Here is a 26,576-nt window from a genome sequence, read left to right as displayed (position 1 = left end):
CGACGGACGATAGGGTCGCTTCGGGTGTGAACCGTTTCGGGGAGGAACGAGTGATCTGGGAGATCGATGAGCGCGCTCGGACGATCGAGGGGCTCGATGCCGACGGTCGGCCGAGACCGGAGTACGCCGCGTCGCTCGGGCTGCGTCCAGCACCGTTCGGCCGGCGCGTGCTGGCGACGGTGCTCGAGGCCATCGTCCTGCTGCTGATCCAGTCGCCGATGCTCATCGTCGTCGTCCCGGCGCTGAGCACGGCCATCCTCGCGGCCGATCCCGTCGAGGCGCTGACCGCTCGTGACGATCTGGTGCTGCTGATCATCCTCGCCGCCGTCAGCTCGGGGCTGTCGACCGCTTTCCTCCTGGTCCAGCTCATCCTGCTCGGTCGCCGCGGTGTCACCCTCGGCAAGGCGCTCACCGGCCTGCGGGCCGTGAACGTGCGCACCCTCGAGCGGCCGGGGTTCTGGCGCGGGGCCGTCGTGCGCTATCTCGTGCTCTGCGCGAGCATGATCGTTCCGCTGCTCGGTCCATTGCTCGTCATCGCGCTCTCGCCCCTGTTCGATCCCGCCCGGCGGGGCCGCGGCTGGCCGGACATGGCCGCCGCCGTCTGGCTCGTCGACGTCAAGCACGGGCTCAACCCCTACGACGACAAGCGGATGCGCATCGCGCGTAAGACCGTCGCGACCGATCTGCTCGATGTGAAGGCCGAGCTCCCCTCGCTCGCGACGCCGGTGGCCACCGGCTCGGCCGGTGCCTATGTCCCGCTCGCGCGTAACAAGGGGGGCGTGCTCGGTGCGGTGCGCTCCGCTCCCGGCAGCGGGATCATCGGCGAGACGGATGCCGCCGATGACGAGGTCCGCCCCGGCATCCCCACGACCGTCGCGCCGGCACCGTTCGTCGCGCCCGCTCCGGGAATGCCCGCTGCGTCACCGTCGCCCGGTGCGCCGGAAGCACCCGCCGGCGGCGGCAGCCTGGCGTCGCCCCCGGCGACCCCGGGTGTGTCTGCCGCCGCGCCGAGGCCCGCTGCTGTCGCGCCCGGCGCGATCGTCGCTCCGGCCGCGGGTTCGGCATCCTGGACACCGCCCTCCCTTCTCGAGGACCCGGCACCCGCGCCGGCTCCGGCGGCGCCGCCGGCTGCTCACGCGACACCCGCGGTTGCTCCTCCTGCTCCCGCCGCTTCCGAGCAGGTGCCCGCGCCGGCATCCGCGTCGTCCGCGGTCGTCGAGCTGACCCTCGACTCGGGTGACACCATCGCCGTGCCGGGCGGAGGCGTCGTCCTCGGGCGTGCGCCCGCGACCGGCCCCGACGACGTGGACGTGCTGCCCGTGCCGGTGATCGACCACACCCGGTCGATCTCGAAGACGCACTGGGCACTGCTGCGCCTCGACGGCCGGGTCGTGGCGGTCGAACGCGGCTCGACCAACGGCAGTGTGCTGGTGCGAGGGGCTCGCGAGCAGGCTCTCGTGCCCGGGCACCCCGTCGACCTGCGCGACGGCGACACCATCCGCTTCGGCGACCGCTCCGCGGTCATCGCCATCCGCTGACCTCCCCGCCGACCGACGTCGCACGGCTGACAGGAAACCTCGATGAGACTCAAGCTGACTCTCCAGCGCCGTGATCACACCGGCACCGACATCGTCGTCACGTCGGACTCGACGGCCACCGTGCACGACGTCGCCCGCCGGATCGTCGACAGCGATCCGCGACGGGAGGTCGCGGCAGGCGAGGCGGATGTCCTGACACTCACGGTCGCGCCGCCGACCTCACCCGACTTCGTCATGCTCGACCCGCACATGCTCGTCAGCGACGCGCCCATCGGGTCGGGGTTCGTCGCGTCGGTGACCAACCTGGGCGCGGATTACGTCGCCACGCGCGGAGCGGGCGGCCCCGTCGCCGCCATTCTCCACGTCGTCGGCGGCCCCCTCGCGGGACGCGAGTTCTCGCTGCCGCAGGGTCATTTCACGATCGGCCGGGCGCAAGGCAACGACATCGTCCTCGACGACCGGCTCGTCTCCAAGCGCCACGCTCGCATCGAGATCGGGGCATCCGTCGAGCTGGTCGACCTGAACTCGGCCAACGGCATCGTGATCGACGGCGGTCTCGTTCAGCGTCTCCGCGTCATCCCCGGTCAGCGCTTCCAGCTCGGCGACACCGAGCTCGTGGTCTCGATGGCCGAGACGTTCGCTCCGGTCGAGCAGGATCCGGTCCTCGAACGCGGCGGCAGCCTGCTGTTCAACCGCAGCCCCCGGGTCGAGGCGCGCTACGTCGGGGAGGAGCTCGAAGAGCCCCGGATGCCGAAAGACCCGGTATCCCGGCTCTTCCCCTGGCCGATGCTGATCGCCCCGCTCATCCTGGGCATCGCGATGTTCTCCATCACCAATCAGCCGCGGACGCTGCTGATCGTCTTCATGACCCCGATGATGCTGCTCGGCAACTTCGTCTCGCAGCGCACCCAGCTCGGCCAGCGCCAGCGCAAAGAGGTCGAGATCTTCGAGCGCACCTTCGAGGAGCTCGAAGAGACGCTGTACCGGCTGCGGCCACGTGAGCGCGAGGTGCGCAACGCGGAGGTGCCGCCTGTCGCGGTCGTCTTCGAACAGTCGATGCAGCTCGGCCCGATGCTGTGGACCCGCCGGCCCGAGCATTGGAACTTCCTCTCGGTGCGCATGGGCACCTCCGAGGCTCCCTCGCGCACGAGCATCAAGCGCGCGGAGAACCCCGACGCCCTGCAGGAGTACGTCGAACGCGTCGACCGGTTGCGCGAGCGCTACCGTCTGATCGACGGCGTCCCGGTGCTCGAATCGCTCCAGAGCGTCGGCGTTCTCGGTGTCGCCGGCGGTGCGCGCGAAGCGGCCGATGCGCTCCGAGGGCTGGCCGTGCAGCTGTTCGGCCTGCACTCCCCGAACGACCTCGCGGCCGTCGCGCTGACCGAGCCCGAGTGGGCGAAGGAGCTCGAATGGCTCAAGTGGCTGCCGCACACCTCGAGTGAGCGCAGCCCGTTCCGTGACATGCCGCTGTCGGATTCCGCCTCCACGGGGGCCGCGCTGCTGTCGGGTCTCGAAGAGCTCGTGATGCGTCGGTCGAAGGCGGCGGCCGCGCCGCGTCTGCCGTTCGACGACGACTGGGACCCGATGCGCTACGGCACCGACGTCCGGCGCGCCGCTGAAGAGGCGACCTTCCCGGGGCAGACCGCGGTGCTCGTCATCGTGACCGCCGACGCGCCCGTCGACCGCGCGCGTCTGATCCAGGTGCTCGAGCGAGGCGCCGACGTCGGGGTCTACGGCATCTTCGTCGCACCCGTCGTCGATGCGCTGCCCGCCGTGTGCCGCTCGTTCGTCGACGTGTCGGCCGGTCTCGGCGCGGCGCGCGTCGGTACGGTGCGCAGCGGCGTGGAGTACCCCGTCACCGAGGTCGAGGGCGTCTCGAACGAGCTCATGACCGTGCTCGCGAAGCGTCTCGCGCCGGTCACCGACGCGAGCACGATCATCGAGGACTCCTCCGACATCCCGAACTCGGTGATGTTCCTCTCATTGGTCGGCTCGGAGCTCGCGTCCGACCCCACCTTCGCGGTCGAGCGCTGGCGTGAGAACAACACGATCCTCGATCGCTCGGGCGCTGCGCTGCCCCGCCTCAAGAAGGCGGGCAACCTCCGCGCGATCGTGGGCCAGGGCGCCACCGACGCCATGACGCTCGACCTGCGCACACAGGGCCCCCACGCCCTCGTCGGCGGTACCACGGGTGCCGGCAAGTCGGAGTTCCTGCAGGCCTGGGTGCTCGGCATGGCGGCCGCCCACAGCCCCGACCGCGTCACCTTCCTCTTCGTCGACTACAAGGGCGGGTCGGCCTTCGCCGACTGCGTCGAGCTGCCGCACACCGTCGGCCTGGTGACCGACCTGAGCCCGCACCTCGTCCGCCGCGCCCTGACGAGCCTCCGGGCCGAGCTGCATCACCGCGAACACCTGTTCAACCGCAAGAAGGCGAAGGACCTCCTCGAGCTCGAGAAGCGTCGTGACCCCGAGACCCCGCCCGCTCTCGTGCTGGTGATCGACGAATTCGCCGCTCTCGCCGGCGAGGTGCCCGAGTTCGTCGACGGAGTCGTCGACATCGCTCAGCGCGGCCGTTCGCTCGGTATCCACCTCATCATGGCGACGCAGCGTCCCGCCGGCGTCATCAAGGACAACCTCCGCGCCAACACGAACCTGCGCGTCGCGCTGCGCATGGCCGACGAGTCCGACTCGAAGGACGTCGTCGACGATCCCGTGGCGGCACGCTTCGACCCCAGCATCCCCGGCCGCGGTATCGCGAAGACCGGCCCGGGCCGGCTCGTGCCCTTCCAGTCCGCCTATGCCGGCGGCTGGAGCACCGATGAGGTCGTCGCCGCCGATGTGAGCGTCGCCGAGCTCCGCTTCGGCTCGGTGCAGCGCTGGGAGGTCGACGAGAAGCCCGAAGACCCCGCTGCCGAGGTCGACCCCGGGCCCAACGACCAGAAGCGCATCGTCGCGACCCTCGTCGCTGCGGCCAACCGGGCGGCCATCCCTGCGCCGCGGCGGCCGTGGCTCGACGATCTGGAGACGACCGTCGACATCCGCTCGTTGCCCGCGGGCAGAGCCGGGTCGATCCTCATCGGCAAGAGCGACATCCCCGAACGCCAGCTGCAGGAAGCGGTCTACTTCGATCCCGACCGCGACGGCTCGATGCTCGTGTACGGCACGAGCGGCTCGGGCAAGTCGACGGTCCTCCGCACGATCGCCATCGCCGCCGCGACCACGGGCCGCCGCGCCGAGAACATCGAGGTCTACGGCCTCGACTTCGGATCGGGATCGCTCAAGAGCCTAGAGATCCTGCCACACGTCGGATCGGTGATCCCCGGTGACGACGCCGAGCGTGTGCAGCGCATCATGCGTTCGCTCGGCAAGGTCCTCGACGATCGCGGCAAGCGCTTCAGCGCCGCCAACGCGTCGACGATCGCCGAGTACCGCGAGCTCACCGGCCGTGACGAGGCGCGCATCGTGCTGCTGCTCGACGGGCTGCCGCAGTTCCGGGCCGAGTGGGAGTCGACGACGGCGCGGATGCCGTTCTACCAGGCGTTCATGCGGATCCTCGGCGAGGGCCGCCCGCTCGGCGTCCACGTCGTGGCGACCGCCGACCGCTCCGGGTCGGTGCCGACGGCCGTCAGCTCGAACATCTCGCGTCGCGTCGTCCTGCGCCTCTCCGACGAGAATGCCTACGCGCTACTGAACGCGCCGAAGGATGTCCTCGACGAGCGATCTGCGCCGGGTCGGGCGATCGTCGACGGGTTCGAGACCCAGATCGCGGTGCTCGGCGGCACGCCGAACGTCGCTGAGCAGACGAAGCTGCTCGGTCAGCTCGCCGACGAGCTGCGTTCGCGCGGCGTGCGCGAGGTCGCCGAGATCGGCTCGCTGCCGACGCGTCTGGCACTCGCCGACCTGCCCGACCGCATCGGGGAGTTCCCCGTACTCGGTGTCGCCGAAGACACGCTGGCGGCGCGCGACTTCGACCCCGTCGGCACCTTCGTCGTCGCCGGCCCGCCGATGGCGGGCAAGACCACGGCGATGAAGGCGCTCATCACCTCAATGACGCGCCTCGACCCCGAGGTGACGCTGTTCCACTTCGGCGGGCGCCGGTCGCAGCTGCGCGATTTCGCGCCGTGGGTGCGCAGCGCCACGACGCCCGACGACGCGAAGGAGCTCGCCACCGAGCTCGCGGAGCTCGTCGCGGATGAGACGCTGGGGCGCCGCATCCTCATCGTCGTCGAGGACGTGCCGCAGTTCGCCGACTCGCCCGCGGAGCGCCCCCTGAAGGCGCTGTTCCAGGCGGTGAACCGCAGCGATCACCTGCTCATCGGCGATGCCGACGTCACGCAGGTGACCAGCGGGTTCGGCCTCGTCGGCGACTTCAAGGGCGGCCGCAAGGGCATCATCCTCAAACCGGATGCCTTCGACGGCGACGCCGTGTTCAAGGTGCCGTTCCCGAAGGTCAAGCGCAGCGACTTCCCTGAAGGCCGCGGAATCTTCGTGCAGGCCGGTCGCGCCGTCACGGTGCAGATGCCGCTCGTCGAGTCCGAGACCGTCGCGGCGCCCGGTCCTGTGGCGGCCAGCGCCGCGGAGGTCGTGTCGACGGACACCGTCACCGAGACCATTCGCTGAGTCGGATGTCGTCGGGGCGGGTCCGCGCGTCGCCAGCCACTGCGGGCGGGCGGTGGTGGGCGTGGATCGCGGGCACCGGGATGACGTCCGCGGTCGTCTCGGCTGCCGTGATGTATCCACCGCTCCGGCGTATCCGGCTCGACCCCGGCCTCGCCCTTCCGATCATGGTGACGGCATCCGTCGTCGCGGTTCTCGCTCTCGGCGCGGCGGCCGTCGTCCGGCCTGCGGCAAGGCGAACGGATGCCGCGATCATCGCCACGATCGTCGCGGTGGCAATGGTCGCGGCGATCGGATACCGCGCTGTGGTGGGAACGTCTGCGGGCACGTCGTTCTCGGAAGCGCAACTGCGGCTGTGGTTCGCACTCGCCGTGGCGCAGGTCGTGCTCCTCGTCATCATCGCGGTGCGATCGCCCCGCCCCCGGCGCGCCGATGAGGTGCGGCGGTGAGCATGCGGAGAAGTCTGTTCGGTGCGACGGCGGCCGCGTTCGCGGTCACCGTTCTGACGGGATGTGGGGCGACGGTGGCAGAACCGACAGGTGAGGAACTGTTCGAGCGGGCGGAGAGCCTGTATCTGGATTTCCGGGAGACGACGAACGGAGTGCTTGCGGCGGTCCACGACGGGCCCTGGGAGGTGGGGCGTACGGGATGCTGCCGTCGGGAGTCGGGTGCGGCGACGGGTGGAAGTTCGATCTGACCCGGACGGTGAGCATCGATCCGGCGGAGATCCCGGACAAACGGGAGGCGGTGTCTCAGCATCTGGTCGAGGCGGGTTTCGAGGTCGAGGGTATGGATCTCGCGTCCGGGACGGTGTCGTCGGGTGATGTGATCGTGCGCAAGCAGGGGGTGTACTCGCTGTTGACGGTGACGTTGATCGACAACGGCAACGTGGTGCTGACCGCGACCTCGCCCTGCCAGCCCGGCGACATCGAGGAATTGGACCGGATGATCTATGGTGACGATCCGATTCCGGATTGGCCGGTCCCAGAGCAGGAGGCGCCCTCCGACCCGATCTTCTTCGGCATCGCCGATGGTGAGCCGCGGCTGCCCTCTTCCCCGCCGCCCGCAGACTGAGCGGGCCGCGGAGAGTTGACCGGGGTTGTGGATCACACTCACCCCTGGGAGTGGCGGCGTCGTTCTCCGGCACCGCGGTGCTCGTGCCACCCCGCCACGAGCGCAACCGGGGTCCGGTCGTCGCCATGGCCGTCTTCGTGGGGGCCGCGCGCTCTCCCGCGTACGTGCTGTCGGCCGGCAGTGCTGCCGGCCGCCTGGCGTACGGGACTGTACGGTGCGGTTGCCGCGCCGGGACCTCGTCCGACGGTGTCGTCGTTGTCCGCCTGGGCTGGCGCCGTGCCGCAGCCGACCGCCTCACCACGCCGAGCGCACTCCGCGAGCCGAACGCTCTATGTGGTGATCACCGTCGTCTCACGCACTCGTTGCATACCTCATCGGGTCGCTCGTGCTGTCGGGTGGCCAAGTGAGCGCACCGATGGACACGAAGCGGGACGCCGTCATCCCCTCACCGCTCTTCCTCGTGCCGACGGCGATCCTGGTCGGCCTCGCTGCGGCTCTCCGGGGTTCTCGCGCGATCCTGAGCGCGGAGACGCGGTTCAGTCGCCTCGAAACGGTCGCTTTCCAGCGGCATTCCGAGATCTTTCATACCCTGGCGCTGCGCGTCGGGACGGCGGAGATGCGCGTCAGAACGGTGGTGGTACGTCGGGTGGTGGCCCAGCCGTGCCGGGTGGTTCTGGGATCGTGAAGGTGACCAGTGGTGGTGGTGCGTCTTCGCGATAGACTCGCCCGGTCGGTGAGGTCCAGACGAGGGTTCCACCCGCGAGTTGTGCCACGTGCCATCTGGTGTGGTGTTTGACGTCGTGGTGGCGTTTGCAGAGGTCGGCGAGGTTGCACACGTGTGTCTTGCCGCCGTCGGATGCGGCGATGGTGTGGTCGAGTTCGCATCGGATGGCGGGTTGTCGGCATCCGGGGAACCGGCAGTGCCGGTCCCGGGCTCGCAGCAACCGGATCATTGCCGCGGTGGGCCGGTACGCGTCGCATTCCAGGACGGTTCCGGTGACGGGGTGGGTGAGGAGCCGGCCCCACGAGGTGGCGTTGCCCGCCAGCTCGCGGGCGGTGGCGGCGTCGATGGGGGAGCGTCCGGCGAGATCAGCCGGCTCCTCATCGTTGCCCATCAGGGTCAAAGCCGACACCGCGACCTGTACGTGCGCGCGGATCGCTCCGAGGGTGCCGTTGCCGTCACCGGTCGCGGTGGGGTCGAGGGCCGGTGTTCCGGCCAGCAGGAGGTCGGAGAACACGTCGGCTCGAACCTGGTCGATGCTCCGGCCGTCGTCGATGAACGACGACCCGACATCAAGCGTCGTTTCGGCGTCGGGTGCGCCGCCATTCGCGTCGGCTCGCGTGTCGGCTCGCTCGTCAGGAACGCCCGCGGCGTCGCGCGCAGGTCGTGCGTTGATGATCTCCCGCGCCTGTCGCGTAAGTCGGTCGACGATTCCGTCGGCGATCACGGTCGGCAGCGTCGCGATCAAATCCGACATCCCGTCCGGGCCGGGCTTAACCGAGACGCACCTCCCCGCCGCGACCTCCTCGTGGCGTTCCGCGAACGATCGCGGGTGCACCCGTTCGGCGACCATCTGGAGCGCGTCGCGCACCCGGTTCGGGGCGTCGCGTTCGCACTTCTCGATCGCGAGGCGTTCGAACTCCGCACGGTCACCCGCCGGGATGACGCATCCGACGTCCTGGATGACCCGCACGTGCCCGCGGACGATCCGCCCGGCCTCCCATGCCGCCATCGTCAACGGGTAGTTGTCGACGAGGTCTCGGGCTTCGTCGATGCGACGCTGCAACGTCCGGTCGGTCGCGACGAACACCCCGGCAAGCTCGGCGGCGATCCCACGCAGTGCCATCTCCCGCGCCTTCACCCGCTCGGACGCGCCCGCCGACTGCTGCTCAGCCAGCACCCCCGCCGCCGCCAGAACCCGCACCTCCCGGACCTGCCCGGCCCGCACCACATCCGCAGCCGCCTCGGCATCCGCGACCAGCGCCGCGAGCGCGGCGACGTCGGCGTCGCTGCCCATCCCGCTGCCGGATGCGTGGTTCGAATGCACGTTCTAATCATGGCGCCGACCTCCGACATTCACCCGAACTGTCCACAGGCTGCGGCATCCGCGCGATCGACCGTCGGAACATGCCGCAGCACAGCCGTCCGAACCTGACGCGTCACGCACGTTTGGACCGCGGTGGAGCCTCCCGAGCGCCTGGGTTCCGCTCATCATCATCGCCGTCGTCAACATCGCCCCCGCCGCGATCGTTCTGGCTGGCCGCGGCCGCGGCTCACATCGCCCTGCACGTCTTCCTCTCGCGCGTCGTCCGATTCCGCGGGGGGTGGTCCGATGTCGAGAAGCTCGAGATGACGATGGCGCCGGAGGTCATGTCGCCTCGCACGAAGGCCGCGCTCGCGGGTGTCGGCCACCTCACCTGAGCTCACCGACGGGCGGGATGGAAAAGACCGCGGTATCACGGCGCGTCCTCTCGGCATGAAGGGCGGAACTGCGCCACGGGCTGCCGGAGGAAAGCGATTGCCTAGCACATTCCGAGATGGGGAGTTCTCCCCATCGACCTGATGTGATCGGTGCCGATAGGTTTTGGGTGTCGGCTCCGGAGGGGGGTCGGGACATCTACTTTCAGGAGGGCCGTCATGGCTGATTTCGGTGCGTCTTATGGCGAGATGGAGCAGGTTGCGAGCTCGCTGGCGCAGGCTCGTGATGACATTCAGGGTCAGCTGGACACCCTGAAGTCGCAGGTCGACACGCTTCTGGGCGACGACTTCAAGACGCAGCACGCGTCGGGCAAGTTCGGTGAGGGCTACTCGGAGCTCACCACGGGTCTGAAGAACGCGGTGGATGGCATCAACGACATGTCCGAGTCGCTGCTGGGCATGATGCGCGCGATCCAGGACCTCGACCAGCAGCTCGCCGGCAGCTGATCTCGTCTTCTCGGAGCCGAGGCGTCCTGGGCGCCTCGGCTCCGCTCGATTCTCGGAGGTGACCATGGTCGACGTGCGGATCGACTACGGCGCGATGCGCGCCAGCCGCAACGCTTACGCGAACATGCGAGATGTTCTCGACGGGGCGACACGGGCGATGTCGAACGTCTCGGGCGCGGCCGTGCCCCAAGACGTGCTGCGGCGGCGTCTCGAGGATCTCCACGACTCGTGGGGTGGCGGTATCGACAAACTCGCCCGCTATGCCGAAGACGCGGGCACGGGACTCGAGGGCATTCTCGAGGCATTCCAGCAGCTCGACACCGAGCTCGGCAACAGCATGGTTCCGCAGGAAGGATCGGCGTCGTGACCGACTTCTCCGCTCTCGGCTTCGACCCCGCCCCGGGAGACGTCGCGACGCTCTCCGGATATGTGGATGCGCTCACCACCAGTTGCGACGGCGTCGATGACGCGCTCTCGATGATGGACGGCTCCGACGACGCCGCCTGGATCGGGAAGTCGGCGACGGCCTTCCGCGCCGCACTCAGCGAGGACTTCCGACCGCACCTCAGCGACACCGGCGAGGCGTTGCGCACATCGCGGACCGCCCTCGCAACCTGGACCGATCAGCTCACCAACTACCAGCGGCGTGCCGCAGCGCTCGCGGAGGAGGCCTCAGCGGCATCCGCGAGCGTCGCCTCATCGGAATCGGCGCATGCGCAAGCGCAGGCGAACAAAGACGCCGAGGATGCCGACCCGGATGCCGTGTCGAACGCGTCGACGGCGCTGGCGAACGCGCAGGGCGAGCTGGAGTCGATCCGAGCGCGCGCTCGTCAGCTCAAGGACGAGGTCGACGCCGACGCGGCCGCCGCGGCGGGAGCGCTCCTGTCGGCGAGCGACACGCTCGACTCCTACGCGGGCAACAAGTTCACCAACTTCATGGGCTCGGCCGGCGACTGGCTCGCCGACGCAGGCAACTGGCTCATGGACAACGTGGTGCCGATCCTGGAGGACATCCTCCGGGCGGCGCTGCCGATCATCGCGATCCTCTCGCTCTTCATCCCCGTCCTCGGCACGGTGGCGCTCATCATGTCCATCGCGCTCGTCGCGATCGACGGCCTGCAGTGGGCGACCGGTCGCGGAACGTTCGCCGAGTTCGCCACCGGCGCCCTCGGACTGCTCGCGGGTGGCGCGCTCGGGCAGGCGGCAAAGGCGCTGATCGGACCCGGCGGACAGGTGCTCATCCCGTCGATCCAGGGCATGACGCCGGCCATGGCCGGCGGTGGAGCCGCGGCGGGAAGCGTCGCCGTGGCGCTCAACGTCAATCTGCCCAACATGGTCGCGAACACCTACTGGACCGTGAACAGTGCGATGGACGCCCACAGCAAGGGGACGGACTTCGTCGACAGTCTGACCGGGCCGTGGCAGAACCTCTCCGAGCGGTTCAACAACACCCTGCGCGGCAACGGTCCGCGCACCGACGAGGAGGTCTGATGGCCGAGCAGGAGGCGACGCTCGACCCGATCGCGGCTGAGGGTGCGCCGCTGCGGGTCTGGCAGCGGGTGCCCCAGGGGTGGATCGAGTTCCGCTCGTTCGGCGATCGTTCGCCGCAGGAGTGGCTCGACTGGTACCTCGTGAGTGCCGAGGGCTGGCTCCCGGATGCCGCGCGCGACGCGATCGTCGACGGCTTCCGTGCCGGCGTCGAGCTGTTCGCCGACACCGCCTTCGCCTTCGCCGGTGTCTCGCTGACGCTGGGCGAGCGCCCGGCGGCATTCTTCCTCTGCACGAACGTGGTGCCGGGGGCGGCCGCGACCGACGGCGCCGCGACGGCCTTCCACCGGCTGCTCCCGCTTGCGCGGTTCGGCGAGGGTGGGCGCAGCGAGAGCTTCACTACCCCGGACGGTCGCGTCGGCACGATCACCCTCGGTGCGTCGATGGACGGCGGGATGCCGCACCTCACCGCGGTCGGCGAGATCCGTCTTCCCGGCGACGCGGGCACAGCCGTCGTCATGGGGTTGTGCTCCGACCCGCAGCAGTCGGCCGAGCTGGCGCTGCACGTCGCGTTCGCGCTCACGACCACGCAGGCTCTGCCCGAGGGCGTCGAGCCCGCAGACGCCGTCTCAGCCACCCCGTAGCATTCTGTTCATGGCGTTCGCGTTGATCCAGGCCGCATCCCGCCCGTTCCTCGGGACGGGTGAGACCGTGGATCCGTACGCGCCCCCGACGGCCGCCGAAGCTGATCGTGCCGCCGCCGTACTGCGTTCGGACTACGAGCGATGGTCGCGCTGGGCTCTCGGCGTCGTCGCCTTCGTCGTCGCCGCCGGGGGAGGCTTCATCGCAGCGGGAATGGTCGCGTCACTCAGCACCCCCGGGCGCGTAGACGCTGTCGATGTGATCGTGACCCTGATCGCCGTCGTGATCGCGCTGGCAGGTTCCACATTGCTCGTCGCCCTGTGGTGGACCGGCCGCGCGCTCACCCGGGCGGCGTCGTACTGGCTGCGCGCGCCGTACGTGAACGGCCAGCGCGCGCCGCGAGCCGCCGGGTGGGTGCAGGCGCGAACAGTGAACCTCGAGCCCCGCATCCTCGTCCGCCTGCTCACGGTAGCGCTCGCGTTGCTGGTCGCTGTGGGTGGCGTCGCAGTGTTCATACGCGACCTCGGCGCCGGCGTCTCGATCTTCACGGTGCCGGCCCTGCTCGTCGGCATCTGCGGCGCCCTCAGTGGAATCGGGCAGAGCGGCGGCGTCTTGCGTATCGTCAACGGCCTGAGTGCGGGCGACCCGCTGTGGTCGTGGCTCACACGCTCGGTGCGCGCTCGCTGACACGCGCTCCATCTGCCGCATACGCTGACACCGTGGTCCCGCCGTCGTCGCCGCCGAGCCGCAGAGGCACGCGTTCGCCACGCGTGCCTCTGCGATCGTCGGCGTGGTTCCTCCCGCTGCGCTGATCGTATTCCTCGTGGGGTCGCTGATCCTCTCGGGCGGGCAGGTCAGCGAGTCCACAAGGGCCAAGTGGGCCGTCGCGGCGCCGTATCCGCTCTTCGTCATACCCGCCGGAGTCCTGATCGCGCTAGCCGGTGCATCCGTGGTCTTGGCCGTCGTCTCGGTGGCGACCGCTCGTCGCGACGATGTGCCGGGTCTGCGCGGACTTATCGGGCCTGGCATCGCCGCCGCGATCGCTGCGGTCCTGTTCGCCGGTATGACGCCGGAGCACGGCGTGCGAACGGGGGACATGGTCTGGGGTGCGCAATGGGCCGCGGCCCCGATCTCGGCTCTCGCGGTCGTCATCCTGGTCGTGGGCATCGCCATGCTCTCCCGACGTTCCTCGATTGGTGAGCGATGACGGCGGGCCGGCTGGGGCACTCGCGGAGCAGCTCATACCGCCTCCGCGCGACAGGGCGAGCGCGACGCACGTTTGCCATGGCGCTGGCCACGGGAATGGTAGTGATCATGACGGGATGCAGTTCCGCAGCCGAAGCACCGACGGGAGATGCGCTCTACCGCGACGGCGAGGATCGATACCTCTCGTACGCGACGACCATGCATTCGGTGATCATGGCGATCCACGATGGTGAGTGGAAGGTGGATCAGGGGTCGTGGGGAGCCTCGCCTATCCCGTGCCGGAGAGAGGGCGGCTCCGACGGGTACGCCTTTTCGTGGGCCCGACTGCTGGAGCAGGACGCGCCGGATGTCGACGCGATCGTGGCGGCATCATCCGCTGCCTTCGAGGCCGCAGACATGACGGCGACCACCACGACCTACGGCGAGGGAGACCGCCAGGAAGTCAACGTGATCGCGACGGGTGGTCCCGTCGGTCGTGGCGTCGTGACCATACGCCCTGCGCGGGGCACGATCCGAGTCACCGCGGAACCCGGGTGCTTCCCCGGTGACGCCGCGAAGCTGTATGACATGGTCTTCGCCGGCATCTCCTACCCCGGACTCGCCCTGCGCGTGCCGGCCTTCGAGGGGCCCGATTGGCAACCCCGGTTCTATTTCCCCGAGGACGGCAGCCCGGTGTACTGGAACGAGGACGGAACGCCGATCGAACCTCCGCCCGCGTCCACCGAGTCTCCCGTCGCCCCCTACGGCGGTGGCTCATGAGCTTCCTCCGCACCACCGCACGCGGCTGGGCGGAGGACCACTCGCTCGCCGCCGACGTCCGATTCGCGCAGCTCGAGGCTGTCGCCTACCAGCGGCATCCGGAGATCTTCCAGCACTTCGGCGCCGACGGCGCCGCGATGGCGCAACGCCTGCACGCGAACGCGAAGAGGTCATCGTTACATCGCATCCTCGACGTCGTGCTGTGGGCCCTCGTGATCGGCGCGTTCTTCGCACCGATCACGGGCCTCGCCGTGCTCATGGGCGACCGCTTCGACTTCCACCGCATCGAGGCCCAGCGGGCGATGCCGATCGCGGGCGCGATGTTCACCGTCGCGGCGGTCAGCCAGGCCACCCTCCTGGTCATCTGGCTGCTCCGGGGCGCCCGGTTCTCGTGGCCGGAGTTCTCCATCCACCTCGTGGCGGCGGCGATGGCACTTCTCGCGCTGGGCACGATGCCCGGCGTCGCCGAGCTCGACGACTACACGGGGTGGCAGCAGTGGCGGGTTCCGGTCCTCATCGCGCTCGGCGTCGCCGGGCTGGCAGCCCTCGTGATGCTGGTGCGCTTCCGCGTCCGCGAGCCCGATGGCGACGGCGAGGGCGCGCCCGAGACAGGCCTCAGCGTCGGCGACATCCGCGCCCGCATCGCGGCGCTGCCGGCGGGTGAGCGTCAGGCCATCGTCGACGACCGCAACGCTGCGCTCGCCGTGCTGCACGAGCGCGGCTTGATCGACGCCGGCACCCTGGAGCAGGCCCTCGGGTGCGAGCCGGGAACGCTGTTCCTCCTCGACGCCGAGCGGCGCGCGTGAGCCGGTGGCTGCGGCGGGCCGACCGGCTCAGACGGTCGGGCGGCCGTACGTCTCGAGGAAGCGTAACCAGACCTCGCTGAGCGTCGGGTACGCCGGCACGGCGTGCCACAGCCGCGCGAGCGGAACCTCGCCGACGACAGCGATCGTCGCGGCGTGGAGCAGCTCACCGACATCCGCCCCGACGAAGGTCGCACCGATGAGAACGCCGCGGTCCTCGTCGACGATCGCCCGAGCCTGACCGGTGTACGCGTCCGAACGCGTCGACGCGCCCGCGATCCACGAGAGGTCGTAGTCGAGCACGCGGATGTTGCGACCCGCGGCGCGCGCGGACGCCTCGGTCTCGCCGATCGAAGCGACCTCGGGGTCGGTGAAGGTCACCTGCGGCACGGCGGCATGGTCGGCGGTCGCGACATGGGCGCCCCACGGGGCGTCGTCGACGGTGCCGCCGGTCGCCCGGGCGACGATGACATCGCCCGCCGCGCGGGCCTGGTATTTGCCCTGATGGGTGAGGAGAGCGCGGCGGTTGACGTCACCGACCGCGTAGAGCCAATCGGATCCGCGGACGAGCATGGTGTCGTCGACATCCATCCAGGAATCGGGCTCGAGGCCGACGGCATCCAGTCCGAGATCCCCGGTACGAGGGACACGACCGGTCGCGACGAGCACCTCGTCGGCGCGGACGCGCGTGCCGTTCGACAGCTCGAGCTCGACCTGGCCGTCCTCGACGCGCTGGGCGGAGACGAGGTCGGTGTGGAGCAGCACGCGCGCGCCGCGGTCGGTCAGCGACTGCGCCACGAGGTCGCCCGCGAAGGGCTCCATCGGTCCGAGCAGCCGGCTGCGCGCGATGAGTGTGACGTCGCTGCCGAGGTCGACGAACGCCGTGGCCATCTCCGCGGCGACGACACCGCCGCCGACGATGGCGAGCGAACCCGGAACCTCTTGCACGGCGGTCGCTTCGCGGCTCGTCCACGGCGAGACATCGGCGAGGCCGGGGACATCGGGGAGGAGGGCCGCCGAACCCGTGCACACCGCGACGGCGTGGCGCGCGACGAGCGTGGTGACGGAACCGTCGGGTTCGGTGACCTCGACGCGCTTCTCGCCCGCCAGCCGGCCGTGGCCGCGGACGAGATCGACTCCCGCCCGCTGCAGCCACTCGACCTGGGACGAGTCGTTCCAGTCGGACGTGAGCGAGTCGCGACGGCGCAGCACACCGGCGACGTCGACATCGCCTGTCACGGCCTGCTTCGCGCCGTCGACTGCGCGGGCCGCGCGCAGCGCCGCGCCGGCCCGAAGCAGTCCCTTCGACGGCATGCACGCCCAATACGAGCACTCGCCGCCGACGAGTTCGCTCTCGACGATGGCGACGCTCAGGCCGCCTTGTACGGCACGGTCGGCGACGTTCTCGCCGACGGGGCCCGCTCCGATGACGACGAGGTCGTAGATGCGTTCGCTCATGCCGCGACGCTAACCCCGTCGCGGGCTGCACGCCAGCGCTTGCGCTCGGAAGCGTCGCGGGGGTCACGTCGCCGGGCGCGGGCGGCGCAGCCGGTCGCTCGTCCGCGTGTGCCGTCAACAGGCTGAGCGGTTCAACCCGACCGATGAACGGAGATCGCGTGGGGTTGAGCCTGCGCACGGCACGCTCGGTCGGCCGCGCATCGGCGCGCGGCGCAGGCTCGACCCGCCCGCCCCTCCGGGCCGACGAAGACACCGGTGGCACCGCTGCGCGCCTCGGGGCGTGCCGAGAACAGGCTGCGTCGACGCATCCCGCCTGTGCTCGGAGGTTGGGGCCGGGTGAGCCTGTTTGCGGCACGGCGAGCCGGTCGCGCCGCGGATGAACCGGCGGATGCCGCGGCCGCAGCGCGCGGGGTGCGGCAGGGGAGTCCTCCCCATCGACGCGGCAGCGGGCCTGTCGATAGCGTGTCAGCGTCGGCCGGACCGAGCCGGTGGAGGGGGCCCGATGTCAGACGTCGAGATCTACTATCACGCGCTCACGAGCGCGGCGGATGCGATCCAGACGCGGGTCTCGAGCGCGGTGGTGGACAACGCCGACATCCAGGGGGACGACACCGGCGTCGAGAACCCCGCACACCGGGTCGCGCTCCGTCTCGAGATGAACCGGCGGCTGAGCTCACTGAATCGGGTCGTGCTCGACCGGACCACCGCGGCATCCGAGGTCGCCGCCTTGCTGACCGCGATCGCGACGCGCTACTCCGATCTCGACGTCGAGCTCACCGGGCAGGAGCAGCCGTGACCCTCACGTCGCCGAACCGCGGCTACCCGCTCGAGCGCCTCGAGGGCAATCCCGGGTCGATGAGCTGGTGGAGTGGTGCGTTCAGCCGCGTCGCGGGCTCGCTCGGAGACCTCCGCACGACCGTCCAGTCCGCGACCGACCTCGACGGCGTCGGCGCATCGATCCGGTCGGCGCGCTCCAAAGCGCAAGAGGTCGCCAGCGGACTCGCCGCGGAGATCGCCGAGGCGGAGCTGCTCGCGGGGGTGCTTCAGCGCTACGCCGACGCGTTCTCATCGTCGGCCGAGGCGGCCAACCGGCTCATCGACGACATCGAGTCCGCCCACGCCGCGTTGTCGTCGGCATCGGCCACGGCGAACGAAGCGGGGCTAAACGCGCTGTGGACCTCGCGCTCGGGAGAGCCTGCCGACGTCCGGCGCGCGAACGACGAGGCACAGGATGCCGTCGCCGCCCGGGATGCCGCGGCCAGCGATCTCGCCGATCTGTGGGAGCAGTTCGAGAGCCACTACTCCGCCTGGGACACCGCCTACGACGCGGCGCTCGCCGAGCTCGCCGGCGGGGCGGGGCCGGCGATGACGTCGCAGGCGCAGAACCTGCTCGACCAGCTGCTCGCGGCGGACACCCCGCAAGCGGTGCTCGAGCTGTGGCTCGCGCATCCCGAGCTGCAGGATGAGATCGCCCGGGCGCATCCCGACATCATCGGCAATCTCGACGGCATCCCCTACGACGTCCGCGGTCGCATCAACCGCGAGCGCCTCGAGGCGCTGCGCGCCACGAACCCCGGGGGTGCCCTCGGCGACGACGTCGCGGCGCTGTGGGAAGAGCTGACGGATGGCCCGCCCTTCCCGCTCCTGATCTCGTTCGATCCCGACGGTTCGGCGCAGACCACCGCGGCACTGGCCTACGGCGATCTCGCTTCCGCGACGGACATCAACGTGCTGGTTCCCGGTATGAACTCGTCTGTGGCGGGCATCGGTGAGTGGGGAGACTCGGCTCGCGCGCTCAACAACGCCGGACCGGGCCTCGCGACGATCGCGTGGTTCGGCTACGACTCTCCCAACGAGATCGAAGAGCCCGGCATGGACCGGGCGCGTGACGGCGCGGCAGCACTCCGCTCGTTCCTGCTGGGAATCGACGCGGTGCATCCGACGGCGGAGAAGGCCGTCATCGCCCACTCCTACGGCAGCACGACCGCCGCCCTCGCGATCGGTTCGCGCCCGGGCGCACTCGGCGTCGACCAGTTCATCGCCGTGGGCTCCGCCGGTTTCCCGAGCGACCCTCAGGTGCTCTCGAATCTTCAGAACGCCGACGACCTGCGCATGTACGCGACGCTGTCGGAGAACGATGCGTGGGCGCGGATCGGCCGTGACACGAGTTGGGGTGGCGCGCACGGCACGGTGCCCGAGACGCTCCCGGGCGTGACCGAGTTCGGTAGTGACGGCGGTTACGCGGGCGACCAGCACCTCGCGCCCACCCCGGGGCACGGCGCCCACGAAGGCGGCAACGGCCCACTTCCATCGGGCGACGGCGAGGGGTACCTCGTGCAAGGATCGGAATCGTTCTACAACATCCAGCAGATCATCCTGACCGGTGAACCCGGGACGGAGATTGACGGTGAGGGCAGCGAGCGCGGCTTCTGGGATCTGCCCGATTGGCTGCGATGGCTGCCCGTTGACCCCTACCGGACGTGACTGATGAGACCGACCTCGCGGATGACGATGACGGCTTTCACCGTCGGATTGGTGTTGATGATGAGTTCGTGTGCGGCGACGCCGAGTGACGAACAGCCGGCCGCGGACGTGTACACCCAGGCGCGCGAGCAGTTCACGGCGATGGCCGACGAGCTGCATACGGTGATCATGGCGATCGAGCCGACCGACTGGCGGGTCGACCAGGGACAGTACGGAGCCCGCCCGAGCGGATGTCAGCTGGGGGTCAGCTCCGACACGGGGTACTCGTTCACCGCGGTGCGCGCGCTCGAGCTGCCGGGGCGGGATGCTGCGGACATCGCGGCTGCGGCATCCGAGGGTTTCGCCGAGCTCGGGATAGACGCGGAGGCCGTGGAGCGCGGTTCGGGGGACGCGCGGGAGGTGACCGTCGTGGGGGAGAGCGACGCCGCCCGCACCGTGGTCGTCATCCGCCCCGTCGACGGCCGTGTGCTCGTCTCCAGCGAGACCGCCTGCACCGCCGGATCGAGCTCCGACATCCTCACCACGATGTTCGGTGAAGAGCTGTACCCCGATGACGTCTGGCGTCGCCTTCCCGCGACGGAAGGTCCGTCGTCGGTGCCCCTGTTCTTCTTCCCGCCCGACGGTCCCGTGTACTACAGCGAGGACGGCACGCCGGTCGAGCCGCAGCCACTCGTGACGGACGCCCCGGTTCCGCCTCGATGATGACCTGACACGCTCGCAGATGTTCCGGGTGAGAAGTGTGAGCCGTGCCGGCGTCGGCGCACTCGTGCTGCTCTCGGTGCTGCTGGTGAGCGGATGCGGAGGCTCCGGCGGCGTCGGTGACAGCGAGACGTACGCGCAGGCGCGGGACCGGTTCTTCGCGTTGGCGACGGGCGTTCACACGGTGATCATGGCGATCGAGCCGGCCGAGTGGAGCGTCGTGGACGGTGCGTACGGCGCACATCCGACAGGATGCCAGCGCGGGCTCAGCGAGGACGGGGGATACCGTCTCGTGGCCGTCCGCGGTCTGGAGCTGCCCGGACGCGACGCATGGGAGGTAGCCGACGCAGCGGTCGAGGCTCTCGCCTCACTGGGGATCGACAGCGACACGAGCGACCGGGGGCAGGGGGACGCGCGCGAAGTGACAGTCGTCGCCGAGGGGGTCATCGCCGAGCGGACGGTCGTCACGATCCACGCGGCAACGGGCCGGGTGAGGGTGTCGGCCGAGACGGAATGCGCCCCCGGGTCGGCACATGCCCTCGCGACAGAGGTTTTCGCCGAGGAACGCCTGCCCGCGGACGTCTGGCGCCGGCTTCCCGCGACGGAAGGTCCCTCCTCGGTCCCGCAGTTCTCCTTCCCGCCTCGCTGACCTCCCGTCGACTCGCCAGAAAGCGCGGATCCGGGAGGGGCGGGATCCGCATCCCGTGGCGAGTCGACCGTGCCGTGCCCCGGGAACGGTCGTGTCCGATTTCCGCGAGCCGGTGTCGGCGGGGCGTGTCAGGCTGGGGGCATGACGAGTGACGGGATGACCTTCGACGAGCGGTATCGCGCCATCGACGCGCGCGACCGCCGCTTCGACGGCCAGTTCGTCACGGCCGTTCGCTCGACGGGCATCTACTGCCGCCCGAGCTGCCCCGCCCGCACCCCGCAGCCCGCCAACGTGACCTTCTATCCGACGAGCGCCGCGGCACACGAGGCCGGCTACCGCGCGTGCAAGCGGTGCCTGCCCGAGGCGACTCCGGGCTCGCCGCAGTGGAACCTGCGCGGCGATCTCGCCGCGCGTGCGATGCGTCTCATCGCCGACGGCGTCGTCGATCGCGAGGGCGTCCCGGGGCTGGCATCCCGCCTCGGCTACTCCTCGCGGCACCTCACCCGGCTGCTGACATCGGAGCTCGGAGCCGGTCCGCTCGCGCTCGCCCGCGCGCACCGCGCCCACACGGCGCGGGCGTTGCTGGTCGACACCGACCTGCCCATCGCCGACGTGGCCTTCGCCGCGGGATTCGCGAGCGTGCGGCAGTTCAACGAAACGGTGGGCGAGGTGTTCGCGATGCCTCCCGGCCAGCTGCGGGCGCGCCGGCAGGCGGGGGAGCGGATGCCGGGCCGCATCGACCTCGTCCTTCCGGTGCGGGAACCGTTCGACGCCGCCGGCCTGTTCGGCTGGATGCGGGCGCACGCCATCCCCGGTGTCGAGTCGGGTGACGAGCGCTCGTTCGCCCGGGTCGTCCGGCTCGCGGGCGGTCCGGCCTGGTTCGAGGTGCGCCAGGATGACGCGGGCCGCGTGCGTCTGCGCGCCGAGCTCGCCTCGCTGACCGACCTGTCCACCCTCATCGCGCGCGTCCGACGGCTGTTCGATCTCGACGCCGATCCGACCGCCGTCGACGAAGCCCTGGCGCGGCATCCCGAGCTGGCGCCCCTCGTCGCACGGATTCCGGGAGTGCGCCTGCCCGCAGCCATCGACCCCGACGAGATGCTCATCCGGGCCATGATCGGCCAGCAGATCAGCGTCGCCTCGGCGCGCACCGTGCAGGGGCGGCTGGCCGCCGAGCTCGGCGAACCGGTCGAGACCGCCGCCGGCCCGGCGATCCTCTTCCCGACGATGTCGGCGGTCGCCGAGCACGGCGCCGACGTCCTGCGCGGGCCCGGCGCCCGCATCCGTGCCATCGTCGGCGCCGCCACCGCGCTCGCCGACCGCTCGTTGCGCCTGTCTCCCGGCGACGACACGCACGAACAGCGCTCCGCTCTGCTCGCCCTCCCGGGCATCGGCCCCTGGACGGCCGACTACGTGCGCATGCGGGTGCTCGGAGACCCCGACATCCTCCTGCCCGGCGATGTCGCGGCCCGAGCAGGGGCCGCCGCAGCAGGCATCCCCGCCGGCCCGTCCGAGCTCGTCGCCTGGTCCGAGCGCGTCGCGCCCTGGCGCAGCTACCTCATGGCGCACCTCTGGTACGCCGCCCCCGTCACCCAGGCTTGGCGCGAGAGCGCGACCGAGCCCACCCTCTCGCCGTCCCGAAAGGCCCGAGCATGACCGCCACCACCGACGCCTCCGCCCCGACCGAGACCACCCTGGTCGAGACGGCCCGGCTCCAGACCGTCGCGACGCCCGACGGGCCTTTCACGATCCTCGAGGCGGGCGGTGAGGTGCTCGCCTCCGGGTGGACCAGCGATCCCGATGCGATCCTCAACCGACTCCGCCCCGTCGCGCGTCCCGCGCAGATCCTCGACGGTCCTACGGATGCCGCGGCCGCCGTGGCCGCCTACTACGGTGGCGACCTCACCGCCATCGACGCGGTGCCGGTGCGTCAGCCCGGCACCACTCTGCAGAGCGCGGGGTGGCAGGCGCTCCGGCGCATCGCTCCCGGTGAGCCGCTGACCTACGCGGGCTTCGCGGCGGCGCTCGGCTCACCCGGAGCCGTGCGTGCCGCGGCATCCGTCTGCGCCCGCAATGCAGCGGCGTTGTTCGTCCCGTGCCATCGCGTTCTCCGCACGGGTGGGGCGCTCGGGGGATTCGCGTGGGGCGTCGAGGTCAAACAACGTCTCCTCGAGCGCGAGGCGCGGCTTCGCGCCTGAATCGCTGCCAGGTTTTCCTTGCACTCAGCGAATACACAGATATATCCTGGAGGGCTCCCGTGTGCGTAGCGGGTGCCCCGTCCGCTCGACCCCAGGAGGAAGCCATGTCATCGGCCATCGTCATCACGAAGTCCGTCGCCTTCCTCGTCACGGCCGACGGGCGTCCCGCACGCGGAGGAATCGTCCGGTAGCTCCGGGAAGCGCTTCAGCGCTTCAGACGTTCCTTCCCTCGGGGTCCGTGCCCCGATTCGCCGCGCTCGCGCGCGCCCCTCGCCGTCACCGGCATCCCGCTCGACACACCTCAGGATCATGACCTCCTCGACGCCCCCTCGTCTGTCCACGCCGCGCGCGCTCGCGCGTCTGCTTCCGTTCGCCAAACCGGTGCTGCCGCGACTGAGCCTCGGCTTCGCCAGCGCGCTCGTCGCGAGCCTGCTCGCTCTCGGCATCCCGCTCGTCCTCGAGGTGATCGTCGGCCCCGAGGGGCCGATCTCCTCGGGCGACCCATGGCTCATCGTCCTCGGCGCCGGCGCCATCCTCGCACTCGGCCTGCTCGAGGCGCTCATGGTCTGGGCGCGCCGTTGGTTCGTGCTCGCCCCTGCCACGAAGGTCGAGTACGAGCTGCGCACCGACTTCTTCGCGCGGCTCCAGCGCCTGCCGGTCGCCTTCCACGATCGCTGGCAGTCGGGCCAGCTGCTGAGCCGGATGATGCAGGACATCAGCCTCATCCGCCGCTGGCTCGCCTTCGGCATCGTCCTGCTCGTCGTGAACATGGTGACGATCGTCGTCGGCTCGATCATCCTGTTCCGGTGGCACTGGCTGCTGGGCACGATCTTCGTTGTCGTCTCCGCGCCCCTGTGGATCGCGGGCTTCGTGTTCGAGAACCGCTACGGGCTGCTCTCGCGCCAGAGCCAGGACCAGGCCGGTGATCTCGCGACGGCCGTCGAGGAGTCGGTGCACGGCATCCGCGTGCTGAAGGCGTTCGGCCGCGGCGGTCACGCCCTGCAGAAGTTCACGCGGCAGGCCGAGACCCTGCGCGAGACCGAGGTCAAGAAGGCCAAAGCGGTCGGCTGGATCTGGTTCTGGCTCGTTCTGCTGCCCGACATCGCCTTCGCACTGTGCCTCGGCGCCGGCATCTACCTCGTGCAGGCGGATGAGCTCGGAGTCGACTCGCTCATCGCGTTCTTCGCGATGGCGACGATCCTGCGCTGGCCCGTCGAGTCGATCGGGTTCCTCTTCTCGTTCCTCGTCGACGCCCGCACGGCGACCGACCGCATCTTCGAGGTGTTCGACGAGCAGAACACGATCACAGACCCCGAGAACCCGACGACCATCGCGCAGCCGCGCGGCGAGCTCGTCTTCGAGGGCGCCCGCTTCCGTTACCAGGATGCGCCGGAGAGCGAGCGCGATCTGCTCGACGGCATCGACCTCGCGCTGCGTCCGGGCGAGACGATGGCGCTCGTGGGCCTGACCGGGTCGGGTAAGACGACGCTCACGACGTTGCCCGGCCGGCTGTACGACGTCACCGGCGGCCGTGTGCTGCTCGACGGCGTCGACGTGCGCGACCTGCGGCTCGACGAGCTGCGCCGCCACGTCGGCATGGCATTCGAAGACGCGACGCTGTTCTCGCAAACCGTCCGCGAGAACGTGCTGCTCGGGCGCGAAGACCTCGAGCGCGGCAGCGCGGAGGCCGAGCGCGTCATGCGAGAGGCGCTGTCTGTCGCGCAGGCGAACTTCGTCGACACGCTGCCGGCGGGGGTCGACACGGTCATCGGCGAAGAGGGGCTCAGCCTCTCGGGCGGACAGCGGCAGCGCCTGGCGCTCGCCCGCGCCGTCGCCGCTCGTCCGGCCGTGCTCGTGCTCGACGATCCGCTGTCGGCACTCGACGTCGACACCGAGGCGCTCGTCGAAGACGCGCTCCGCGAGGTGCTCGCCGACACGACCGCCCTCATCGTCGCGCACCGCCCGTCGACGGTGACGCTCGCCGACCGGGTGGCGCTGCTCGAAGAGGGGCGCGTGACCGCCGTCGGCACCCACTCCGAGCTGCTGCGCACCAGCGAGCACTACCGCCACGTCATCTCGAGTCTCGAGGACGAACAGCAACGACAGGACGAAAGGGAGGTGACCCTGTGAGCACCGTCACCGGGACGAGCGGCGAGGACCGCTCCGACTACACCCGCGACGAGAGCCGCGAGATCCGGCGGCGCTCGCTGCGCCTGCTCGGGTCGCTGGTCTCGCCGCTGCGCATGCAACTGGCGCTGGCGGCGGTCGTGCTCGTGGTGTCGACGGCGTTGCGGGTCGCCGGCCCCGCTCTCGTGGGCTGGGGTATCGCCAATGCGCTACCCGCCGTGCAGAAGGAAGCCGACTGGATGCCGACCATCGCGGTCGTCATCGTCTTCCTCATCACGGCTATCGGCGGCGCCGCGCTCATCGGCTGGTACGCCGTCGTCGCAGCTCGCCTGACCCAGGCGGTCATGATCGACCTGCGCAAGCGGATCTTCCGCCACACGCAGCGGCTGAGCCTGGAGTTCCACGAGTCGTACACCTCGGGGCGCATCATCTCGCGTCAGACCAGCGATCTCGACACGATCCGCGAACTGCTCGACGGCGGCCTGAATGAGCTCGTCTCGGGTCTGCTCTACGGCGGGTTCACCCTCATCGCGCTCCTGCTGCTCGATTGGCAGTCGGGCGTCATCCTCGCGGTCATGGGCATTCCGCTGTTCCTGCTCATGCGCTGGTTCTACCTGCGCTCGCAGGTCGTCTACCGCGAGTCGCGCGTCATCAGCGCGAAGGTGATCGTCAAGTTCGTCGAGTCGATGACCGGCATCCGCGCGGTGAAGGCGTTCCGCAAGGAGCCCGCGAACGATGCCGAGTTCGGCGGGCTCTCGAGCGACTACCGCGATGTGAACATGCGCTCGATCCGCCTGTTCGGAACGTTCGAGCCGGCGCTCATGGCGGTGGCATCCGTCTCGCTCGCCCTCGTGCTGGCATGGGGCGGATTCCGGGTGGTCGACGGCACGCTGAGCCTCGGCTTCCTGCTGTCGGCTGTGCTGTACGTGCGCAACTTCTTCGCGCCGATGCAGGAGGTCGCCTTCTTCCTCAACTCGTACCAGTCGGCGACAGCGGCGCTCGAGAAGGTGTCGGGCGTGCTCGAAGAGGAACCGACGGTTCCCGACCCGACGGCTCCGGTCGAGCTGCGTGAGGCCCGCGGGCACCTGCGTTTCGAGGACGTGACCTTCGGGTACTCGGATGCCGTGACGATCCTGCCCGACTTCTCGCTCGACATGCCCGCGGGGCAGACGATCGCGCTCGTGGGGACGACGGGCGCCGGCAAGTCGACACTCGCCAAGCTCGTCGCGCGCTTCTACGACCCCACGAAGGGCCGGGTGACCCTCGACGGCGTCGACCTGCGTCAGCTGCATCCGAAAGACCTACGGCGCGCGATCGTCATGGTCACGCAGGAGGCGTACCTGTTCAGCGGCACGGTGGCCGACAACATCGCGCTCGGCAAGCCCGACGCGACGATGGACGAGATCCAGGCCGCGGCACGGGCCGTGGGCGCGCACGAGTTCATCGAGCGACTCCCCGACGGATATGCGACCGACGTCAACAAGCGAGGCGGCCGCGTGTCGGCGGGGCAGCGTCAGCTGATCTCGTTCGCGCGCGCGTTCCTCGCCGACCCGGCGGTGCTGATCCTCGACGAGGCGACGGCCTCGCTCGACATCCCGAGCGAGCGGCAGATCCAGGAGGCCCTCGGGACGCTGCTGGCCGACCGCACGGCGATCATCATCGCGCACCGCCTGTCGACAGTGGCCATTGCCGACCGTGTGCTGGTGATGGAGCACGGCCGCATCATCGAGGACGACACACCCGCCGCGCTGATCGCGGGAACGGGCAAGTTCGCCCAGCTGCACACCGCCTGGCGCGAGTCGCTCGTCTGACCGCACGCCGAGAACGCACCCTCGCCCTGAGAACGCACCGGAGACGGTGCGTTCTCGGCGTTGCGGTGCGTTCTCGGCGGGGGTCGGCGTTGGGTGG

The 26,576-nt window shown here is 70.3% G+C and carries 23 protein-coding genes; 21 read left to right on the top strand and 2 right to left on the bottom strand.

Features of this window, described 5'->3' with window-relative positions:
* The first annotated feature begins 50 nt into the window (after positions 1–50).
* From ACU6RU_RS11625 to ACU6RU_RS11610, 4 genes are all read left to right on the top strand, one after another.
* Positions 51–1,538, top strand: coding sequence for an RDD family protein (locus tag ACU6RU_RS11625; protein WP_446726599.1), 1,488 nt, complete (start codon positions 51–53; stop codon positions 1,536–1,538).
* Positions 1,539–1,580: 42 nt separating this feature from the next.
* A complete protein-coding gene (locus ACU6RU_RS11620) occupies positions 1,581–6,158 on the top strand; it encodes an FtsK/SpoIIIE domain-containing protein (protein ID WP_446726598.1) in 4,578 nt (1,525 codons plus the stop codon).
* 80 nt (positions 6,159–6,238) lie between these two features.
* Complete coding sequence (locus tag ACU6RU_RS11615) at positions 6,239–6,604, top strand: hypothetical protein (protein ID WP_289330111.1); 366 nt, start codon at positions 6,239–6,241, stop codon at positions 6,602–6,604.
* A 256-nt stretch (positions 6,605–6,860) separates the two neighbouring features.
* Positions 6,861–7,229, top strand: coding sequence for a hypothetical protein (locus ACU6RU_RS11610; RefSeq protein ID WP_446726597.1), 369 nt, complete (start codon positions 6,861–6,863; stop codon positions 7,227–7,229).
* A gap of 623 nt (positions 7,230–7,852) precedes the next feature.
* On the opposite strand, the gene ACU6RU_RS11605 is transcribed toward ACU6RU_RS11610, so the two are convergent.
* On the bottom strand, positions 7,853–9,247 hold the full coding sequence (locus ACU6RU_RS11605) for a DUF222 domain-containing protein (protein ID WP_446726640.1): 1,395 nt from the start codon (positions 9,245–9,247) through the stop codon (positions 7,853–7,855).
* A gap of 110 nt (positions 9,248–9,357) precedes the next feature.
* Here ACU6RU_RS11605 and ACU6RU_RS11600 point away from each other — a divergent pair, with 110 nt between their 5' ends.
* The 9 genes from ACU6RU_RS11600 to ACU6RU_RS11560 all read left to right on the top strand — a co-directional run bounded on the left by ACU6RU_RS11600 (position 9,358) and on the right by ACU6RU_RS11560 (position 15,056).
* Positions 9,358–9,651 (top strand): hypothetical protein, encoded by a 294-nt coding sequence (locus ACU6RU_RS11600; protein ID WP_120264596.1) that lies wholly within the window; start codon positions 9,358–9,360, stop codon positions 9,649–9,651.
* Between the two features lie 216 nt (positions 9,652–9,867).
* Positions 9,868–10,155, top strand: a complete 288-nt coding sequence (locus tag ACU6RU_RS11595; protein ID WP_112617469.1) for a WXG100 family type VII secretion target — start codon at positions 9,868–9,870, stop codon at positions 10,153–10,155.
* Between the two features lie 64 nt (positions 10,156–10,219).
* The gene (locus ACU6RU_RS11590) at positions 10,220–10,522 is read left to right on the top strand and encodes a hypothetical protein (protein ID WP_023955668.1); all 303 of its coding nucleotides are present in this window, start codon (positions 10,220–10,222) and stop codon (positions 10,520–10,522) included.
* Entirely contained in the window at positions 10,519–11,646 is a 1,128-nt protein-coding gene (locus ACU6RU_RS11585) for a hypothetical protein (protein WP_120264597.1), read from the top strand. The genes ACU6RU_RS11590 and ACU6RU_RS11585 overlap by 4 nt, the downstream gene beginning before the upstream one ends.
* Positions 11,646–12,287, top strand: a complete 642-nt coding sequence (locus ACU6RU_RS11580; protein ID WP_446726596.1) for a hypothetical protein — start codon at positions 11,646–11,648, stop codon at positions 12,285–12,287. The genes ACU6RU_RS11585 and ACU6RU_RS11580 overlap by 1 nt, the downstream gene beginning before the upstream one ends.
* A 10-nt stretch (positions 12,288–12,297) precedes the next feature.
* The gene (locus ACU6RU_RS11575) at positions 12,298–12,972 is read left to right on the top strand and encodes a hypothetical protein (protein WP_289330108.1); all 675 of its coding nucleotides are present in this window, start codon (positions 12,298–12,300) and stop codon (positions 12,970–12,972) included.
* Positions 12,973–13,075: 103 nt separating this feature from the next.
* Positions 13,076–13,492 (top strand): hypothetical protein, encoded by a 417-nt coding sequence (locus ACU6RU_RS11570; protein WP_446726595.1) that lies wholly within the window; start codon positions 13,076–13,078, stop codon positions 13,490–13,492.
* A gap of 107 nt (positions 13,493–13,599) precedes the next feature.
* On the top strand, positions 13,600–14,250 hold the full coding sequence (locus ACU6RU_RS11565; RefSeq protein ID WP_446726594.1) for a hypothetical protein: 651 nt from the start codon (positions 13,600–13,602) through the stop codon (positions 14,248–14,250).
* Positions 14,247–15,056 carry a hypothetical protein gene (locus ACU6RU_RS11560; RefSeq protein WP_120264602.1) on the top strand — a complete coding sequence of 270 codons (810 nt, stop codon included), beginning with the start codon at positions 14,247–14,249 and terminating at the stop codon, positions 15,054–15,056. Before ACU6RU_RS11565 ends, ACU6RU_RS11560 begins: the two co-directional genes overlap by 4 nt.
* Before the next feature lie 27 nt (positions 15,057–15,083).
* Here the strand turns inward: ACU6RU_RS11560 and ACU6RU_RS11555 are convergent, their stop codons facing one another.
* Positions 15,084–16,511, bottom strand: coding sequence for a dihydrolipoyl dehydrogenase family protein (locus ACU6RU_RS11555; protein WP_446726593.1), 1,428 nt, complete (start codon positions 16,509–16,511; stop codon positions 15,084–15,086).
* 502 nt (positions 16,512–17,013) lie between these two features.
* Here ACU6RU_RS11555 and ACU6RU_RS11550 point away from each other — a divergent pair.
* The 8 genes from ACU6RU_RS11550 to ACU6RU_RS11515 all read left to right on the top strand — a co-directional run bounded on the left by ACU6RU_RS11550 (position 17,014) and on the right by ACU6RU_RS11515 (position 26,479).
* Positions 17,014–17,307, top strand: a complete 294-nt coding sequence (locus tag ACU6RU_RS11550; protein WP_289330103.1) for a hypothetical protein — start codon at positions 17,014–17,016, stop codon at positions 17,305–17,307.
* Positions 17,304–18,995 (top strand): alpha/beta hydrolase, encoded by a 1,692-nt coding sequence (locus ACU6RU_RS11545; protein ID WP_446726592.1) that lies wholly within the window; start codon positions 17,304–17,306, stop codon positions 18,993–18,995. The genes ACU6RU_RS11550 and ACU6RU_RS11545 overlap by 4 nt, the downstream gene beginning before the upstream one ends.
* Before the next feature lie 57 nt (positions 18,996–19,052).
* The gene (locus tag ACU6RU_RS11540) at positions 19,053–19,697 is read left to right on the top strand and encodes a hypothetical protein (RefSeq protein ID WP_446726591.1); all 645 of its coding nucleotides are present in this window, start codon (positions 19,053–19,055) and stop codon (positions 19,695–19,697) included.
* A 28-nt stretch (positions 19,698–19,725) separates the two neighbouring features.
* Positions 19,726–20,343 carry a hypothetical protein gene (locus ACU6RU_RS11535; RefSeq protein ID WP_446726590.1) on the top strand — a complete coding sequence of 206 codons (618 nt, stop codon included), beginning with the start codon at positions 19,726–19,728 and terminating at the stop codon, positions 20,341–20,343.
* Between the two features lie 141 nt (positions 20,344–20,484).
* Positions 20,485–21,999 (top strand): DNA-3-methyladenine glycosylase 2 family protein, encoded by a 1,515-nt coding sequence (locus tag ACU6RU_RS11530; RefSeq protein ID WP_446726589.1) that lies wholly within the window; start codon positions 20,485–20,487, stop codon positions 21,997–21,999.
* On the top strand, positions 21,996–22,541 hold the full coding sequence (locus ACU6RU_RS11525) for a methylated-DNA--[protein]-cysteine S-methyltransferase (RefSeq protein ID WP_120264610.1): 546 nt from the start codon (positions 21,996–21,998) through the stop codon (positions 22,539–22,541). The genes ACU6RU_RS11530 and ACU6RU_RS11525 overlap by 4 nt, the downstream gene beginning before the upstream one ends.
* Positions 22,542–22,850: 309 nt before the next feature.
* A complete protein-coding gene (locus ACU6RU_RS11520) occupies positions 22,851–24,671 on the top strand; it encodes an ABC transporter ATP-binding protein (RefSeq protein WP_120264611.1) in 1,821 nt (606 codons plus the stop codon).
* Positions 24,668–26,479, top strand: a complete 1,812-nt coding sequence (locus tag ACU6RU_RS11515; protein WP_446726588.1) for an ABC transporter ATP-binding protein — start codon at positions 24,668–24,670, stop codon at positions 26,477–26,479. The genes ACU6RU_RS11520 and ACU6RU_RS11515 overlap by 4 nt, the downstream gene beginning before the upstream one ends.
* Positions 26,480–26,576 lie beyond the last annotated feature (97 nt).

This window comes from Microbacterium sp. F1-18 (assembly GCF_052921305.1).
This window is presented reverse-complemented; position numbering and strand designations above follow the sequence as displayed.